The organism is Amycolatopsis acidiphila (assembly GCF_021391495.1).
Lineage (GTDB): Bacteria > Actinomycetota > Actinomycetes > Mycobacteriales > Pseudonocardiaceae > Amycolatopsis_E > Amycolatopsis_E acidiphila.
Map to the genome: position 1 here is coordinate 3,561,060 of NZ_CP090063.1, position 14,699 is coordinate 3,575,758.

Genomic DNA, 14,699 nt, shown 5'->3' on the forward strand with positions numbered 1-14,699 from the left:
GAGGAAGCCGGAGTGGATCTCGACTTCACGGCCGAACAAACGCAGTTCCGCGACGAGGTGCGGACCTGGCTCGCCGAGCACGCGCCCGGCGAGCCCCGGCCGCACCAGGACGCCCGGGCCATGCGGGAGTACGACCTGAGCTGGCAGCGGACGCAGTGGGACGGCGGCTGGGCCGGTATCGCGTGGCCGCGCGAGTACGGCGGCCGCGGGCTGAGCCCGGTGCAGCAGCTGATCTGGTACGAGGAGTACGCGCGCGCCGGCCTGCCGAGCGTCGACGCCTGTTTCGTGGGCCTCAACCACGCCGGCCCCACGCTCGTCACCACCGCCACCGAGGAGCAGAAGTCCTTCCACCTGCCCCGGATCCTGCGCGGCGAGGACGTCTGGTGCCAGGGGTTCTCCGAGCCCGGCGCGGGTTCGGACCTCGCGTCCCTGGGCACCCGCGCGGAGCTGGACGGGGACGAGTTCGTGGTCACCGGGCAGAAGATCTGGACGAGCTTCGCGGTGATCGCCGACTACCAGGAGCTGCTCGTGCGCACCACGCGCGGCGGCTCGAAGCACCAGGGGATCACCTGGCTGATCTGCGACATGCGTTCGCCCGGTATCGAGGTCCGCCCGATCGAGACGATCGAGGGCGGCGCCGAGTTCTGCGAGGTCTTCTACGACGAGGTCCGCATTCCGGTGTCCAATGTGGTCGGCGCGGTCGACGACGGCTGGCGGGTGGCCATGTCCACCCTGTCCTTCGAGCGGGGCACCGCCTACACCGCGAGCCAGGTGCGGCTCTCGGCGCTGGTCGAAAAGCTGGTCGAGCTGGCCCGCGAGCGCACCGGCCCGGACGGGCGGCGCCCGGCCGTCGCCGACGAGGAGCTGGCGCGCCGGCTCGCCACCGCCAGGGCGGAGGTCGCCGCGCTGCGCGCGATGACCTACGCCGGCATCTGCCGCAACCTGCGCTCGGACGTGCCGGGCCCGGAGGGCTCCGTGCTCAAGCTGTACTACGCCGAGATCACCAAGCGGGTCGCCCGCCTGGCGATGGACATCCTGGGCGCCGACGGGCTGCGGGGCAGCTCCCGCTGGGACCGGCCGTTCGGCTGGTCCGGCAACTACCTGTACTCCTTCTCGGCCTCCATCGGCGGAGGCACGTCGGAGATCCAGCGCAACATCATCGGCGACCGCGTGCTCGGTCTGCCGCGATAACTGGAGGCACCGTGGATCTTCTCCCGTCTTCCGACCAGCTCGAGCTGGTCACCGCCGCGTCGGAGTTCTTCACCGAACAGCTGCCCGTCAGCGCCATCCGCGACCGGCGCGACGAGCCGAGCGCGATCGCCCGCAAGCTCTGGTCCGCCGCCGCCGAGCTCGGCCTGCTCGGGGTGAGCGCGGGCGAGGACGTCGGCGGCCTCGGGCTCGGCTTCGACGACGAAGTGCTGCTGTTCCGGGAGCTGGGCAGGCACCTGGTGCCCGGACCGTTCGCGGCGTCGGTGCTGGGCGCGCGCCTGGCCGCGCTCACCGGGCACGCTGAGCTGGCCCGCTCGATCGTCGCCGGGGAGGTCCAGGTGGCGCTCGCGCAGCGCAGGGACGGACCGCCGGGCGAGGGCTACTGCGGGACCGGCCGGTTCGATCTGTTCGATGCCACCGATGCCGAGTACGTTCTCGTGGTCGAACCCGGCGGAGCCGGGCTGCTCCCGAAGGACTCGCTGGCCGACGTGCGGCCGGTCGAGTGCATCGACCCCGGCACGCGGCTGGCGGCCGCCACCGCCGCGGAGGCTCCCTTCCTGTGCTGGTTGTCCACTGTGGACGAGGACACCGGGCTGCGAGCGCTGGTGCTCGCCTCGGCGATCCAGGTCGGGCTCGCGGAGGGCGCGCGTGACCTGGCCGTCGAGCACGCGAAGAACCGGGTCCAGTTCGGCAGGCCCATCGGGGTGAACCAGGCGGTCAAGCACGCGTGCGTGGACATGGCGGTGGCCGCGGAAGCCGCGTGGCAGCAGACCCTGTTCGCCGCGATCAGCCTGCGCTCGGCGCGGCCGGACGCCAGGTTCCAGGTGCTGGCGGCGAAAGCCGTGGCGGGGCGGGCGGCGATCGACAGCGCCGAAGCCGCCATCCAGGTGCACGGCGGGATGGGCTACACCTACGAGCACGACGTGCACCTCTACCTCAAGCGCGCGCACGTGTTCGACCAGTGCTTCGGATCTCCCCGCGACCATCTCGGGGACCTGCTCGCCCAGGAGGCCGCGCAATGAGCCGCCGGACAGTGATCGCCGGAGTCGCCCTCGCCGACACCGGCAAGGTCGCCACCAACCCCTACGGCCTGATCGCCCAGGCCGCCAAGCGCGCGCTGGCCGAAGCGGGCCTGACCCCCGACCAGGTGGACGGGCTCGGGTCCACCGGGCAGGGCACGCTACCGCCCATCGAGGTGGCCGAGTACCTGGGCCTGCGGCCGCGCTGGATCGACTCGACGTCGGTCGGCGGCGCGTCCTGGGAGGTGATGGTCGCCCACGCGGCGGACGCCATCGCCGCCGGGCACGCCGACGTCGTGCTGCTGACCTACGGTTCGACGTCGCGTTCGGACCTGCGCAGCGGCCTGCGGACGGCGAACCTCAACTGGGGCTCGCGCGGTCCCCTGCAGTGGGAGGCGCCCTACGGGCACACGCTGATCGCGAAGTACGCGATGGCCGCGCGGCGGCACATGCACGAGTACGGCACGACGATCGAGCAGCTGGCCGAGGTCGCCGTGTCGGCGCGCGCCAACGCGAAGGACAACCCCGAGGCCGCCTACCGCGACCCGATCACGGTCGACGAGGTGCTCTCGGGCCGGATGATCGCCGACCCGTTCACGAAGCTGCACTGCTGCATCCGCTCCGACGGCGCGGCCGCCGCGGTGCTCGTCGCCGAGGACCGAGTCGCCGACCTGCCCGGAAAACCCGTGTGGGTGCTGGGTTCCGGGGAGGCGGTCTCGCACGTCTCGACGAGCCAGTGGGACGACATGACCACGGGCCCGGCGGCGGTGTCGGGCCCGCTCGCGTTCGAGCGGGCCGGGGTGACGCCGGAGGACGTCGACGTCTGCGAGATCTACGACGCGTTCACCTACATGCTGCTGATGTCCCTGGAGGATCTCGGTTTCTGCAAGAAGGGTGAGGGCGGCCCGTTCGTCGCCGACGGCAGGCTGCGCCTCGGCGGCGCGCTGCCCACCAACACCGACGGCGGCGGGCTCTCGGCGTGCCATCCCGGTCAGCGCGGGCTTTTCCTGGTGGTCGAGGCGGTCCGGCAGCTGCGCGGCGAGGCCGGCCCTCGCCAGGTGCCGGACGCGAAGCTGGCCTGCGTCAGCGGAACCGGCGGGTGGTTCTGCTCCAGCGGCACCCTGATCCTCGGCGCGGAGTCGTCGTGACGGCGTTGCGGGGCGAGTTCCGCACCCTCGGCGAGGTGCTGGACGCGGCGGCGGAGCAGCACGGCGACCACGAGGCCTACGTGGAACCGGGCCGGGCGCGGATCACCTTCGCCGAGTTCGCCCGCGCGTCCGACGGCCTGGCCGGGGCGCTGGCCGCGCGCGGGATCGGGCACGGCGACGTCGTCGCCCTGATGCTGCCGTCCTCGATCGACTTCGCGGTCTGCTACGCGGCCGCGGCGCGGCTCGGGGCGGTCACCACCGGGCTGAACACCCGGCTGGGGCCGCGGGAGGTGGCGGCCGTGCTCGAGCGGGCTCGGCCCGCGCTCGTGATCCGCGATGCCGGCGCCGGGTTGCCCGAGCCTCCGGCCGGGATTCCGGTGCTGGCACGGACGGATCTCGCGGCGACGTACGACGGGCCCGGGCTCGCGGCTCCCGTCGGCGTGGCACCCACCGACCCGGTGGTGATCATCTGGACCAGCGGCACGACCGGGACGCCCAAGGGCGCCTGGTTCGACTCGCGCAACCTCGCCGCCGCCGCGACCGCCGCCGGCGTGATGAGCGCGCCCTACGACCGGCGGCTCGTGGCGACGCCGTTCGCCCACGCGGGCTACCTGGCGAAGCTGTGGGACCAGCTGGCATGGGGGATCACCATGGTGATCTCCCCGGTGCCGTGGTCGGCGCCGGAGATGGCGCGCATCCTGCGGGAGGAGCGGATCACCGTCGCGGGCGGCGTCCCGACGCAGTGGGCGAAACTGCTCGAGGAACCGGAGACCGGGCCGCTGCCGCACCTGCGGGTCGGTATCGCGGCCACCGCCCCGGCGCCGCCGGAGCTGGTGGAGAAGACCGCGGCGCGGCTCGGCGTCCCGCTGGTGGTGCGGTACGCGATGACGGAGTCGCCGACGATCTGCGGCACCGAGCCGGACGACCCACCGGAGATCCAGTTCCGCACGGTCGGCCGGCCCCAGGAGGGCACCGAGCTCCTGCTCACCGACGACGCGGGACGCCCTGTCCCAGCGGGGGAGGTCGGCCGGGTCCGGGTGCGCGGTGGCTGCGTGATGCGCGGGTACTGGAACCAACCGGAGCTGACCGCGGAGGTGCTCACCCCCGACGGCTGGCTGATCTCCGGCGACTTCGGGTCGTTCGACGCCACGGGCAACCTCGTGCTCTCCGGCCGCGCTTCGGACGTCTACATCCGTGGCGGCTACAACGTCTACCCGCTCGAGGTCGAGAACGTCCTTTCCCAGCACCCCGGGGTCGCCAAGGTCGCCGTGGTCGGTGCCCCGGCCCCCGTGATCGGCGAGATCGGCGTCGCGTTCGTGGTCCCCGCGAACCCGGCCAGCCCGCCCACGCGCGACGTCCTGCGCGGGTGGACCCGCGAGCGGCTGGCCGACTACAAGGCGCCGGACCGGGTCGAGATCGTGCCCGAGCTGCCGCTGACCGCGATGCTGAAGGTGGACCGGCACGCGCTGCGCGCCCGCTGCTGACCCGTCAGAGGAACTCGATCTTGATCGGGTCGGTGCCCGTGGGGTCGGGAAGCGCCTGGCAGGTGAGGATGTAGCCCTCCGCGACGTCGTCCTCGCCGAGGACCTCGTTGCGGATCATGGTCACCTTGCCCTTGAGCAGCGTGGCCTGGCAGGAGCCGCACTCGCCGTCGCGGCAGGAGTACGGCGCGTCGATGCCCTTGGCGAGCAGGACGTCGACCAGGGGAGTGCCGGCAGGCCAGTCGACCGCGTAGGTCTGCCCGGCGAGCTCCACCTCGGCCGGTACCGTGCTCTTCGCGGTCGCGGTGTCCTGCGCCACCGCCGGCACTTCCGCGAACGGGTCGCCGGACAGCGAGGTGAAGACCTCGACGTGCACGCGGGACTTCGGCATCCCCGCGCTGGACAGGGCGTCGGTCACCGCGTCCATGAACGGAGCGGGCCCGCACACGAAGGCCTCGTAGCCGGTGAACGGCGTGGCGAGCGCCTGCAGCTGGCCGCGGCTGGGCAGGCCCTGCACGGACTCCAGCCAGTGGATCACCGTCAGCCGGCGCGGATACCGGGCCGAGAGCGCCGCGAGCCGGTCGGCGAAGATGACCGAGGACTCGTCGCGGTTGGCGTAGACGAGCACGATCTTGCCGCTGCCCTGGGCGAGTGCGGACTTCACGATGGAGAACACCGGGGTGATCCCGCTGCCCCCGGCGAACAGCAGCAGGTCGGCGCCGAGGTCCTTCGGGGTGAACACCCCGCCCGGTGGCAGGACCTCGAGCTCCATGCCCTCGACCGCGTTGGCGCACAACCAGTTCGAGCCGTACCCGTCGGCGGTGCGCTTGACGGTCACGGTCAGCTGCTCGGCTTCGTGCGGTGAGCTGGCCAGCGAGTAGCAGCGCGCCACGGACCCGGTGCGGTCACTGGGGATGCGCAGCGTCAGGAACTGCCCGGGCCGGTAGGAGAAGCGGTCGCGGTCGGCCTCCGGCACCTCGAAGACCAGCGACCGGGCGTCGCGGGTCTCTTCGGCCACGCGAACGATCCGGAGCATGCGGGAGCGGCCTCGGGCCGCGGTTTCGGTCATCGTCGACGTCCTCACTTACGGGCAGCGTCGGCACGGGTCTGTGTACCATTCGTCAGAACGGGGTGACGTGCCACCTCGGATAGGTTCGAAAAAGTACGTACGAACGTGGACGTACCCGAGTTCGCGATCTGGCGATTTAGGTTACATAGTGTCAGAAACTACGGGGCTGCGGCAACATGTCGCAGGCCACATCGCCGAGTGAGCGAGGCGTCGCTGGTGACGACGTCCGCACTGAACTGTTGTGCCTGCGGGGCGCGGACGCGCTCACCGACGACGAGGAGGGCTACTCAGGTCGGCGTCGGCGGTGCCGGCGAGGTGTCAGCCGAACAGCTCAGGCGGTTTCGGGGCCGGTGTTGAACAGGGATCGCTCCATCACCGCCGCGATCAGCTCCACGACCGCCTCCGGCGTCCGCGCCGCGTCCTGCTGCAACGCCGCCTCGGGCACCCGTTCGAGCAGCGCGCCCTGCAGCACCGCGGCCAGGTCGGCGTCGAGCGGATGCGGCCGGTCCACCTTGGCGAGCACCTTCAGCGCCGCCAGGTGCATGTCACGGGTCGACCGGGCGACCACGCCGAGCAGCCGCGGGTCCTGCAGCGAGCCCTCCAGCCAGGCCCGCATCACCCCGAGGTAACGGGTGTGGAAGGGGATGTACCCGGTCAGCCATTCGCGCAGCAGCCGCGGGCCGTCGGGAGCGGCGGGATCGATGCGGGCGAACCGGGCGACCGACTCCTGCATGTCGATCGCGCACTCGCGGGTCAGCTGCAGCAGCAGGTCGAGCTTCTCGTCGAAGTACTTGTAGAACGTGCCCCGGGCGAAGCCCGCCTCGGCGACCACGTCGTCCACGCCGGTGCCGTGGTATCCGCGGTCGGCGAACAGCCTGGCGCCCGCGTCGATGAGCTGGCGGACGGTCGCCGCCGCGCGGGGCCGCAGCCCGGCCACCCGGTCCGGGATCTCCTCGCCGGGCTTGCCCGCCGCGCGCACGGCACGGGCCTTGCTCCGCGGCGGCCGCTCGATGGAGTCGAACACCTCCAGCGGCGTGTCGGGGAACAGCATGAGCTGGACGAACACGGCGAGGCCGTCGAGCAGCTGCTCGGAGCTGAGCCGGTGCGGGGTCAGGCCCATGTGCCGGAAGTAGTTGAACCGGTGCACGACACTGGTCATCGCGAGCGCCGCGTCCAGCGGGTCTAGCCCGGCGATCTCCGAGGATTCCAGCCGGCGCGCGATGCGCTCGTCGTAGGACCGGACGAATCCGGTGACCAGGGGCTGCACGCTCGTGCCGGGGGTGTCCACACTGGCCCATTGCACGAACATCGTCGCGTACTTGTCGTAGACGTAGGCCCACTCGCCGAGCCACCAGTGCAGGTTGTCGAAGCCGAGCCGGGTGGGCCCGAGCGGGCCGATCCGGCGGACGACCCGCATCAGGGCGGACCCGCATTCCTCGAGCAGCTCGACGAAGATCTGCTCCTTGCTCTCGAAGTACTGGTAGAGCGTGGAGCGCGAGGTGCCGGCGGCCTTGGCGATGCTGTCCACCGAGGTCGCGTGGAACCCCTGCGACTCGAACAGCCGGAGCGTCTCCTCGACGATCTTCTGACGGGTGCGCGCGCCGCGCTGACCCACTACCAGACTGGTGGGGCCATAGCCCTCGCGCCGGAGGGTCTCGTTTTCTGACTGGGCTGCCATCGGCTTAAGGGTACGGCTAACCGGGCAGCAGGAAGTCCGCGGACGCGCCGATGGCGACGCCCCCGGTCTGCCGCGTCGCGGTCAGCTCGACCGTCACCAGCAGGCCGTCGCCGCGCCGCTCGGCCGCGGTGACCTCACCCGTGCAGGTCAGCACGTCACCGGGCCACACCTGCTCGCGGAAGCGCACCCGGAAGCGGCGCACGGTGTCCGCGCCGAGCCAGTCGACGGCGAACGAGGCGAGCAGCGCCGCGGAGTGCATGCCCTGCGAGAACACCGACGGGTACCCGGCCGCGCGGGCCAGCGTGTCGTCGTAGTGCATGGGGTTGAAGTCGCCGGAGGCGCCCGCGTAACGGGCGAACATGCGGGTGGTCAGCGGGCCGAACTCGGCCGGCTCCGCCTTCGTGCCCACCGTCACCGCCGTGGTTCCCGCCGCGCTCACGCCGCGCCGCCCTTGGGCGCGGTCTCGATCAGCGTCGAGCGGCCTTCCGCGACGAGTGTCCCGTCCTCGGTGCGGTATTCGGTGACGACCACCGCGAAGCGCATCTGCCCGCCCCGTTTGCCCGGCTTCTCGTAGCGGTCTTCGATCCGGTCGACCACTTTCAGCACCTGGCCGGCTCGCGGCGGGGGCCCGTGGAAGACGTACTCCTGCTCGCCGTGCAGCAGGCGCTTGCGGTCGAATCCCACGTCCACCCGCGCGCCTTCCGGCGCCCAGAGGGCGCTGCTGGTCAGGAAGGTGGGCGGCACCACGGCGTCCGGTCCCTCGTAGGCCTCGTGCCGGCTCTGCATCGCCGTGGCGAACTCGCGGATCTTGCCGCGTTCCACGACCATCTCGTATTCGGTGCCGCGGCTGCCCATCGGCGCGTCCATCGCTTCTCCTCACCGGAACGTGACGTCAGAACACCGAATCCGAGTTCGGCTGCTGTGTTCAGCATAAGCTAGCGGACAAGACGTTTAACTGCTAGTTGGTTGGTTGCAAGTTTGTGACACTACTGTCAGAATGGCGTTAGCGCACGAGGTGAAGGAGCCCCGCTTGCCCAGTCATGACCACGTCTTCGTCGGCGGCCGCCTGCGGTCACCGGCGGGCGGCCGCGTGATCGAGGTCCGCTCGCCGGCGACCGAGCAGGTGATCGGCCGGGTGCCGCACGCGGAGCCGGCCGACGTCGACGCCGCCGTCGGCGCCGCGCGCGAGGCCTTCGACTTCGGCCCCTGGCCCCGGCTGAGCCCTGCGGAGCGGGCCGGTTTCGTCGGACGGCTGGGCAAGGCGCTCAAGGTGCGTTCGGCCGAGCTGACGGCGCTGATCTCCGACGAGGTCGGCTCGCCGCGCACCTGGGCCGGCACCGGGCAGGTCGCGACCGCGCTCGGCGTGCTGCGGACGGCACAGGCGCTCGCCGGGGACTACCCGTGGACCGAGACCAGGCGGGGCGTCTTCGGCAACGACGTCCGGGTCCGCAAGCTCCCGGTCGGCGTCGTCGGCGCCATCGTGCCGTGGAACGCGCCGCTGTTCATCGCCGCGCTCAAGCTCGCCCCGGCCATGGTCGCGGGCTGCACCGTCGTGCTCAAGCCCGCCCCGGAAGCTCCGCTGTCGGCCTTCGTGCTGGCGGAGGCGGCGACCGAGATCGGCCTGCCGGAAGGCGTGCTCAACGTCGTGCCCGGCGATGCCGGGACGGGGGAGTACCTGGTCCGCCACCCCGGCGTGGACAAGATCAGCTTCACCGGGTCCACCGCCGTCGGCAGGCGCATCGGCGCACTGTGCGGCAACGACGTGCGCCGCTGCACGCTCGAGCTGGGCGGCAAGTCCGCGGCCGTGCTGCTCGACGACGTCCGGCTCGACGAGGCCACTGTGGACCAGCTGGTGGCCGGGGCGATGGACAACAGCGGGCAGGTCTGCATGGCACTGAGCAGGATCCTGGCCCCGCGCTCGCGCTACCCGGAGGTTGTCGACGCGCTGGGTGCCGCCGTGGCGGCGCTGCGGCTCGGTGACCCGGCCGACCCGCGGACCCAGCTCGGCCCGGTGATCTCCGAACGCTCCCGGGACCGCATCGAGGCCCACCTGCGCCGTGCCGTCGCCGACGGGGCCCGTCTCGTCACCGGCGGCGGCAGGCCCGCGACGCCGGGGTGGTACCTCGAGCCGACGCTGCTGTCCGATGTGGACAACGACATGCCCATCGCCCGCGAGGAGATCTTCGGCCCGGTCGCCACCGTCATCCCCTACGGCTCCGACGACGAGGCGGTGGCCCTCGCCAACGACTCCGACTACGGGCTCGCGGGTGCGGTCTGGACCACCGACGTGGCGCGCGGGGAGGCCCTCGCCGCCCGGTTGCGCACCGGCTCGGTCGCGGTGAACTCGTCGGCGCCGATGGATCTCGGCAGCCCGTTCGGCGGGATGCGGCGGTCCGGGATCGGCCGCGAAGGCGGGCCCGAGGGCATCAGCGCCTACGTCGAACCCCAGTCCATCGTCCTGCCCGCCCGCTGACCTTTCGAAGGGGAGACCAAGTGGAGACTCTCGCCGCGGTGCTCTGGGAGCGCCGAGCGCAGTGGTCCATCGAACCGGTGGAGCTCGATCCGCCGGGTCCCGAGGAGGTGCTGGTCGAGCTGCACGCCTCGGGCATGTGCCATTCCGACGAGCACATCGTCACCGGGGACATGCCGTTCCGGCTGCCGTGCATCGGCGGCCACGAGGGTGCGGGCGTGGTCATGGAAGTCGGCTCCCGGGTGACCTCGGTGGCTCCCGGCGACCACGTGGTGTTCGGGTTCATGCCCTCGTGCGGGCGCTGCCCGTCCTGCTCCACCGGGCACCAGAGCCTCTGCGACCTCGGCGCGCGGCTGTACTCCGGCCGGCAGATCGCGGACGGCACCGCCCGCCACCACGCCCGTGGCGAGGACCTCTCGACCGCCTGCCTGGTCGGCTCGTTCGCGCACCACACCGTCGCGCACGAGGCGAGCTGCATCAAGATCGACCCCTCCGTCCCGCTCGAGCGCGCCTGCCTGCTGGGCTGTGGTTTCATCACCGGCTGGGGCTCGGCCGTGTACGCGGCCGGTGTCCGGCCGGGCGACACCGTCGCGATCGCCGGGATCGGCGGCATCGGGGCAGCCGCCATCCAGGGCGCGAAGCTCGCCGGGGCACGGGTCATCGTGGCCATCGACCCGGCCGTCGAGAAGAAGGAGCACGCACTCGCCATGGGCGCCACGCACGTGGCGTCTTCGTGGGAGGAGGCGCCTTCGGTCATCTCGGACGCCACCTGGAACCGCGGCGTGGACCGGTTCGTGTGCACGATGGGCGTCGGCGACGGGGCGCTCGTCGCGAAGGCGCTGGCGATGACCGCCAAGCGCGGCAGGCTCGTCGTCACGAACATCCACCCGATGGCGGAGAACTCGGTCAGCCTCAACCTGATGGACCTGACGCTCACCGAGAAGCAGATCGTCGGCACCCTGTACGGGTCGGCGAACCCGCGTGCCGACATCCCGAAGCTGCTCGAGCTCTGGAGCTCCGGCCAGGTCGACCTCGACGGGGTCGTGTCCCGGACGTACCCGCTCGAAGGCATCAACGACGGCTACGCCGACATGCGTACCGGCCGGTTCCTGCGCGGGGTGCTGCGCTACCCGGCCGCGGGCTGAGCCGACCACGACGAGGAGATCCGCGAAATGACGACAATCGAGAGTGCCGGCGCCGACGTCCTGGACGACCTGAACTGGTGGACGCGGCCGGTCGCCGAGCGCGACGCGCTGTTCGCGCGGCTGCGTGCGGAGAACCCCCGGCCCTTCGTGCCGGAGCTCGACCTCAACGGCACACCGCGCGGCGGCGGGTTCTGGGCGCTCACCCGGCTCGACGACATCAAAGAGGTCAGCAAACGGCCCGACGACTTCCGCTCGGGCGCGGGCATCAACATCTTCGACCAGCCGCCCCGGCTCAAGGAGTACCGCGGGTCCATCATCGACATGGACAACCCCGAGCACGCCCGGCAGCGCCGGATCGTCTCGCGGGGTTTCACCGCCAAGACGCTGGAAGCGCTGCGCGAGGACGTGCTGCACACCTCGCGCGACATCATCGGTGCCGTGGCGGGCAGGGGCGAGTGCGACTTCGTCACCGAGGTCGCCGCGCTCATCCCGCTGCGCATCGTGAACAACATGATGGGCATCCCGCGCAGCCAGGAACGCTTCATCTTCGACCAGACCAACATCATCATGGCGGCGAGCGACCCCGAGTACGTCGCCGACCAGACCCCGCGCGGCGTGGCGGGCGCGGTGATGGCCGCGGGCGAGCGGCTGGCCGGGCTGCTGCAGGAGCTGGCCGAGGACCGGATCAAGGCGCCCAAGGACGACCTGATCACGGCACTGGTCGCGGCCCGCACCGAGGAGAACCTGACCCCGCAGGAGCTCGCGTCGTTCTTCATCCTGCTGGTGGGTGCGGGCAACGAGACCACCCGCAACGCGATCGCGCACGGCCTGCTGGCGCTGACCCGCTTCCCGGAGCAGAACCGGTTGTGGCAGAGCGATCTCGAAACCCACACCGCGCGCGCGGTGGAGGAGCTGGTGCGCTGGTCCTCGCCGGTGCTGCACATGCGGCGCACCGTGACCCGCGACGGCGTGCGCCTGGGGGAGCAGGAGTTCTCGGCCGGCGACAAGGTCGTCCTGTGGTACCGCTCGGCCAACCAGGACGAGCAGTACTTCGCCGACCCGACCGCGTTCGACATCACGCGCGAGCCGAACCCGCACGTCACGTTCGGCTCGCCCGGCCCCCATCACTGCCTGGGCGCGAACCTGGCCCGGCTCGAGCTGTCGGTGGCGTTCCGGACCCTGTTCGAGCTGCTGCCCGACATCCGGGCGGTGGGGGAGCCGGACCCGCTGCGCTCGAACTTCCTGCACGGCATCAAGCACCTGCGCGCCGAGTTCACCCCGGTGGCGAAATGAGCGTCGAGAACGCCGTCGAGGCGGCCGTCCTGCACAGCGACGCGGACGGCATCCGGCGGATCACGCTGAACCGGCCGGAATCGGCGAACGCGTTGCGCCCGCAGGACCGCGACCGCGTCATCGAACTGCTCGCCGAGGCGGACGCCGAGTTCGGCATCCGCGTGGTGGTGATCGACGCGCGCGGCAGGCACTTCTGCTCGGGCGCGGACATCGGCGGCATCGCGAAGTCCAAGGAGGGCAAGCGGGTCACCGACGGCATGCGCCGCATCATGACGGGCGCGCAGCGTCTGATCTCCGCGGTGCTCGACTGCGGCAAGCCGGTGATCGCGGTCGTGCAGGGCGCGGCGGCGGGGATCGGCGCGCATCTCGCGCTCGCCTCGGACCTGGTGGTGGCGGCCGAGGAAGCCACCTTCGTGGAATCCTTCGTGCGCCGCGGTCTCGTCGTCGACGGCGGCGGTGCGTATCTCCTGCCGCGCCGGGTCGGCATGCAGAAGGCGAAGGAGCTGGCCTTCTTCGGCGACAAGCTGCCCGCGGCCGAGGCGTTCGCGCTCGGGCTGGTGAACCGGGTGGTGCCTGCCGCGGAGCTCGCCTCGGCGGCCGACGAGTTCGCCCGCCGGCTCGCGGTCTCGCCCACCAGCTCGATCTCGCTGACCAAGCGCCTGCTCAACTCCTCCCCGGACGTGGACCGCTCGGCGGCCTTCCTCGCCGAGGGGATGGCGCAGGAGATCCAGTCCTACGCCGAGGACTCCGGCGAGGGTGTCCGCTCGTTCGTCGAACGCAGGCCGCCCGAATTCCGCGGCTGGTGAGAGGAGCAAGGAGAACCATGGCCACGAGCACGAGCAGAGCCGATCTGCCCACAGTGGACGATGACAGCCGGGTGTACTGGGACGCCTACGCCGAAGGCAGGTTCCTGATCGCCCGGTGCGGATCGTGCGACCGGGTGCACCACTACCCGCGGCCCTACTGCCCGTTCTGCTGGAGCGACGACGTTTCACCCTGGCAGGCGTCGGGGAGGGGCACGCTTTACACGTATTCGACGGTGTACGTCAACGACCTGGCGCCGTTCCGGGAACGGCTGCCGTACGTCGCGGCCATGGTGGAGCTGGCGGAGGGGCCGCGGGTGATGTCCACGGTCACCGGCTGCGACCCGGCCGACCTGCGGGTCGGCATGGCGCTGGTCGTGGACTTCCAGCCGCTGACCGAGGAGCTGTCGGCCCCGGTCTTCCGTCCCGCCCCCTGACCGAACCGAAGGAAAGAAGACGCATGAGTTCCCTGCTGGAAGGCAAAGTCGCCCTCGTCACCGGCGCGGGCCACGGGATCGGCCGTGCCCACGCGCTCGAACTGGCGAGCCACGGTGCCACCGTGGTGGTCAACGACCTCGGCTCGTCGGTGTCGGGCGAGGGCAGTGGCCGCGACGCTGACGAGGTCGTCGGCATCATCGCCGCCCGGGGCGGCAAGGCCATCGCCGACTACGGCGACGTCGGCGACGAGGAGCAGGTCGAGGCCATGGTGGCCAAGGCGTTCGACCAGTTCGGGCACCTCGACGTCGTCGTGAACAACGCCGGCATCGTGCGCGACCGTGCCGTGTGGAACATGAGCGTGCAGGACTTCGACCTCGTCATGCGGGTCCACGTACGCGGCACCTGGCTGGCCAGCCGCGCCGCGGCCAAGCGGTGGCGGGCGATCGCCAAGAGCGACGGCGGTTCGGTGTACGGCCGCATCATCAACACGACCTCCGGCGCCGGGCTGCTCGGCCACTTCGGACAGTCGAACTACGGCGCCGCGAAGGCCGCGATCGTGGGGCTGACCCAGACGCTGAGCCTGGAGCTGGCGAGCATCGGCGTGACGGTCAACGCGATCAGCCCCGGCGGGATCACCCGGCTCTCCGGCACGATCTCCGGCGCCGAGCAGGTACCGGAGGCCGACGAGCGCCCCGAGGGCGAGTTCGACCCGAAGGACCCGTCACTGGCGTCGCCGGTCGTGGCGTGGCTCGCGAGCCACGAAGCCGCCCACGTCAGCGGCCAGGTGATCCGGGCGATGGGCGAGGAGCTCTCGCTCATGCAGGGCTGGACCAAGCGGGTCACCACGACCAGCGGCGGGAAGCGCTGGGACGCCACGAAACTGGGTGCCGTGATGGCGACCGACATCTTCCAGACCCGTGCGCCCGGCCTCCGGCTGGGCAGCTGA

14 protein-coding genes are annotated in these 14,699 nt (G+C 71.6%); 10 read left to right on the forward strand and 4 right to left on the reverse strand.

Annotated features, from left to right (window positions below; translation table 11 throughout):
* Nucleotides 1–12 precede the first annotated feature (12 nt).
* From LWP59_RS17290 to LWP59_RS17305, 4 genes are read left to right on the forward strand one after another with little or no spacing between them, the layout of a single operon-like run.
* Complete coding sequence (locus tag LWP59_RS17290) at nt 13–1,191, forward strand: acyl-CoA dehydrogenase family protein (protein ID WP_144632084.1); 1,179 nt, start codon at nt 13–15, stop codon at nt 1,189–1,191.
* Between the two features lie 11 nt (nt 1,192–1,202).
* The gene (locus LWP59_RS17295; protein ID WP_144632081.1) at nt 1,203–2,231 is read left to right on the forward strand and encodes an acyl-CoA dehydrogenase family protein; all 1,029 of its coding nucleotides are present in this window, start codon (nt 1,203–1,205) and stop codon (nt 2,229–2,231) included.
* The gene (locus LWP59_RS17300) at nt 2,228–3,376 is read left to right on the forward strand and encodes an acetyl-CoA acetyltransferase (RefSeq protein WP_144632078.1); all 1,149 of its coding nucleotides are present in this window, start codon (nt 2,228–2,230) and stop codon (nt 3,374–3,376) included. The genes LWP59_RS17295 and LWP59_RS17300 overlap by 4 nt, the downstream gene beginning before the upstream one ends.
* Nucleotides 3,373–4,860 carry a class I adenylate-forming enzyme family protein gene (locus LWP59_RS17305; RefSeq protein ID WP_186382987.1) on the forward strand — a complete coding sequence of 496 codons (1,488 nt, stop codon included), beginning with the start codon at nt 3,373–3,375 and terminating at the stop codon, nt 4,858–4,860. Before LWP59_RS17300 ends, LWP59_RS17305 begins: the two co-directional genes overlap by 4 nt.
* Before the next feature lie 4 nt (nt 4,861–4,864).
* On the opposite strand, the gene LWP59_RS17310 is transcribed toward LWP59_RS17305, so the two are convergent.
* The 4 genes from LWP59_RS17310 to LWP59_RS17325 form a co-directional block, all read right to left on the reverse strand.
* Nucleotides 4,865–5,926, reverse strand: coding sequence for a ferredoxin--NADP reductase (locus LWP59_RS17310; protein ID WP_144632076.1), 1,062 nt, complete (start codon nt 5,924–5,926; stop codon nt 4,865–4,867).
* A gap of 331 nt (nt 5,927–6,257) precedes the next feature.
* Nucleotides 6,258–7,604: a TetR/AcrR family transcriptional regulator gene (locus LWP59_RS17315; RefSeq protein WP_144632073.1), complete on the reverse strand. Its 1,347-nt coding sequence runs from the start codon at nt 7,602–7,604 to the stop codon at nt 6,258–6,260.
* A gap of 16 nt (nt 7,605–7,620) precedes the next feature.
* The gene (locus LWP59_RS17320; RefSeq protein ID WP_144632070.1) at nt 7,621–8,043 is read right to left on the reverse strand and encodes a MaoC/PaaZ C-terminal domain-containing protein; all 423 of its coding nucleotides are present in this window, start codon (nt 8,041–8,043) and stop codon (nt 7,621–7,623) included.
* Nucleotides 8,040–8,471 carry an FAS1-like dehydratase domain-containing protein gene (locus LWP59_RS17325; RefSeq protein ID WP_144632067.1) on the reverse strand — a complete coding sequence of 144 codons (432 nt, stop codon included), beginning with the start codon at nt 8,469–8,471 and terminating at the stop codon, nt 8,040–8,042. Before LWP59_RS17325 ends, LWP59_RS17320 begins: the two co-directional genes overlap by 4 nt.
* A gap of 163 nt (nt 8,472–8,634) precedes the next feature.
* Between LWP59_RS17325 and LWP59_RS17330 the strand changes: the two genes are divergently transcribed.
* From LWP59_RS17330 to LWP59_RS17355, 6 genes are read left to right on the forward strand one after another with little or no spacing between them, the layout of a single operon-like run.
* Entirely contained in the window at nt 8,635–10,077 is a 1,443-nt protein-coding gene (locus tag LWP59_RS17330; RefSeq protein ID WP_144632064.1) for an aldehyde dehydrogenase, read from the forward strand.
* A gap of 20 nt (nt 10,078–10,097) precedes the next feature.
* The gene (locus LWP59_RS17335) at nt 10,098–11,219 is read left to right on the forward strand and encodes an NDMA-dependent alcohol dehydrogenase (protein WP_144632061.1); all 1,122 of its coding nucleotides are present in this window, start codon (nt 10,098–10,100) and stop codon (nt 11,217–11,219) included.
* A gap of 27 nt (nt 11,220–11,246) precedes the next feature.
* Nucleotides 11,247–12,512, forward strand: a complete 1,266-nt coding sequence (locus LWP59_RS17340; protein ID WP_144632058.1) for a cytochrome P450 — start codon at nt 11,247–11,249, stop codon at nt 12,510–12,512.
* The gene (locus LWP59_RS17345) at nt 12,509–13,318 is read left to right on the forward strand and encodes an enoyl-CoA hydratase/isomerase family protein (protein ID WP_144632055.1); all 810 of its coding nucleotides are present in this window, start codon (nt 12,509–12,511) and stop codon (nt 13,316–13,318) included. The genes LWP59_RS17340 and LWP59_RS17345 overlap by 4 nt, the downstream gene beginning before the upstream one ends.
* 17 nt (nt 13,319–13,335) lie before the next feature.
* The gene (locus tag LWP59_RS17350) at nt 13,336–13,752 is read left to right on the forward strand and encodes a Zn-ribbon domain-containing OB-fold protein (protein ID WP_144632052.1); all 417 of its coding nucleotides are present in this window, start codon (nt 13,336–13,338) and stop codon (nt 13,750–13,752) included.
* A gap of 23 nt (nt 13,753–13,775) precedes the next feature.
* Nucleotides 13,776–14,699, forward strand: a complete 924-nt coding sequence (locus LWP59_RS17355) for an SDR family NAD(P)-dependent oxidoreductase (RefSeq protein ID WP_144632049.1) — start codon at nt 13,776–13,778, stop codon at nt 14,697–14,699.

Excerpts from the sequence above, each read along its gene's own strand:
- LWP59_RS17355 (WP_144632049.1), top strand. The coding sequence starts at position 13,776 with ATGAGTTCCCTGCTGGAAGGCAAAGTCGCCCTCGTCACCGGCGCGGGC.
- LWP59_RS17350 (WP_144632052.1), top strand. The coding sequence starts at position 13,336 with ATGGCCACGAGCACGAGCAGAGCCGATCTGCCCACAGTGGACGATGAC.
- LWP59_RS17315 (WP_144632073.1), bottom strand. The coding sequence starts at position 7,604 with ATGGCAGCCCAGTCAGAAAACGAGACCCTCCGGCGCGAGGGCTATGGC.
- LWP59_RS17310 (WP_144632076.1), bottom strand. The coding sequence starts at position 5,926 with ATGACCGAAACCGCGGCCCGAGGCCGCTCCCGCATGCTCCGGATCGTT.
- LWP59_RS17300 (WP_144632078.1), top strand. The coding sequence starts at position 2,228 with ATGAGCCGCCGGACAGTGATCGCCGGAGTCGCCCTCGCCGACACCGGC.
- LWP59_RS17345 (WP_144632055.1), top strand. The coding sequence starts at position 12,509 with ATGAGCGTCGAGAACGCCGTCGAGGCGGCCGTCCTGCACAGCGACGCG.
- LWP59_RS17325 (WP_144632067.1), bottom strand. The coding sequence starts at position 8,471 with ATGGACGCGCCGATGGGCAGCCGCGGCACCGAATACGAGATGGTCGTG.
- LWP59_RS17340 (WP_144632058.1), top strand. The coding sequence starts at position 11,247 with ATGACGACAATCGAGAGTGCCGGCGCCGACGTCCTGGACGACCTGAAC.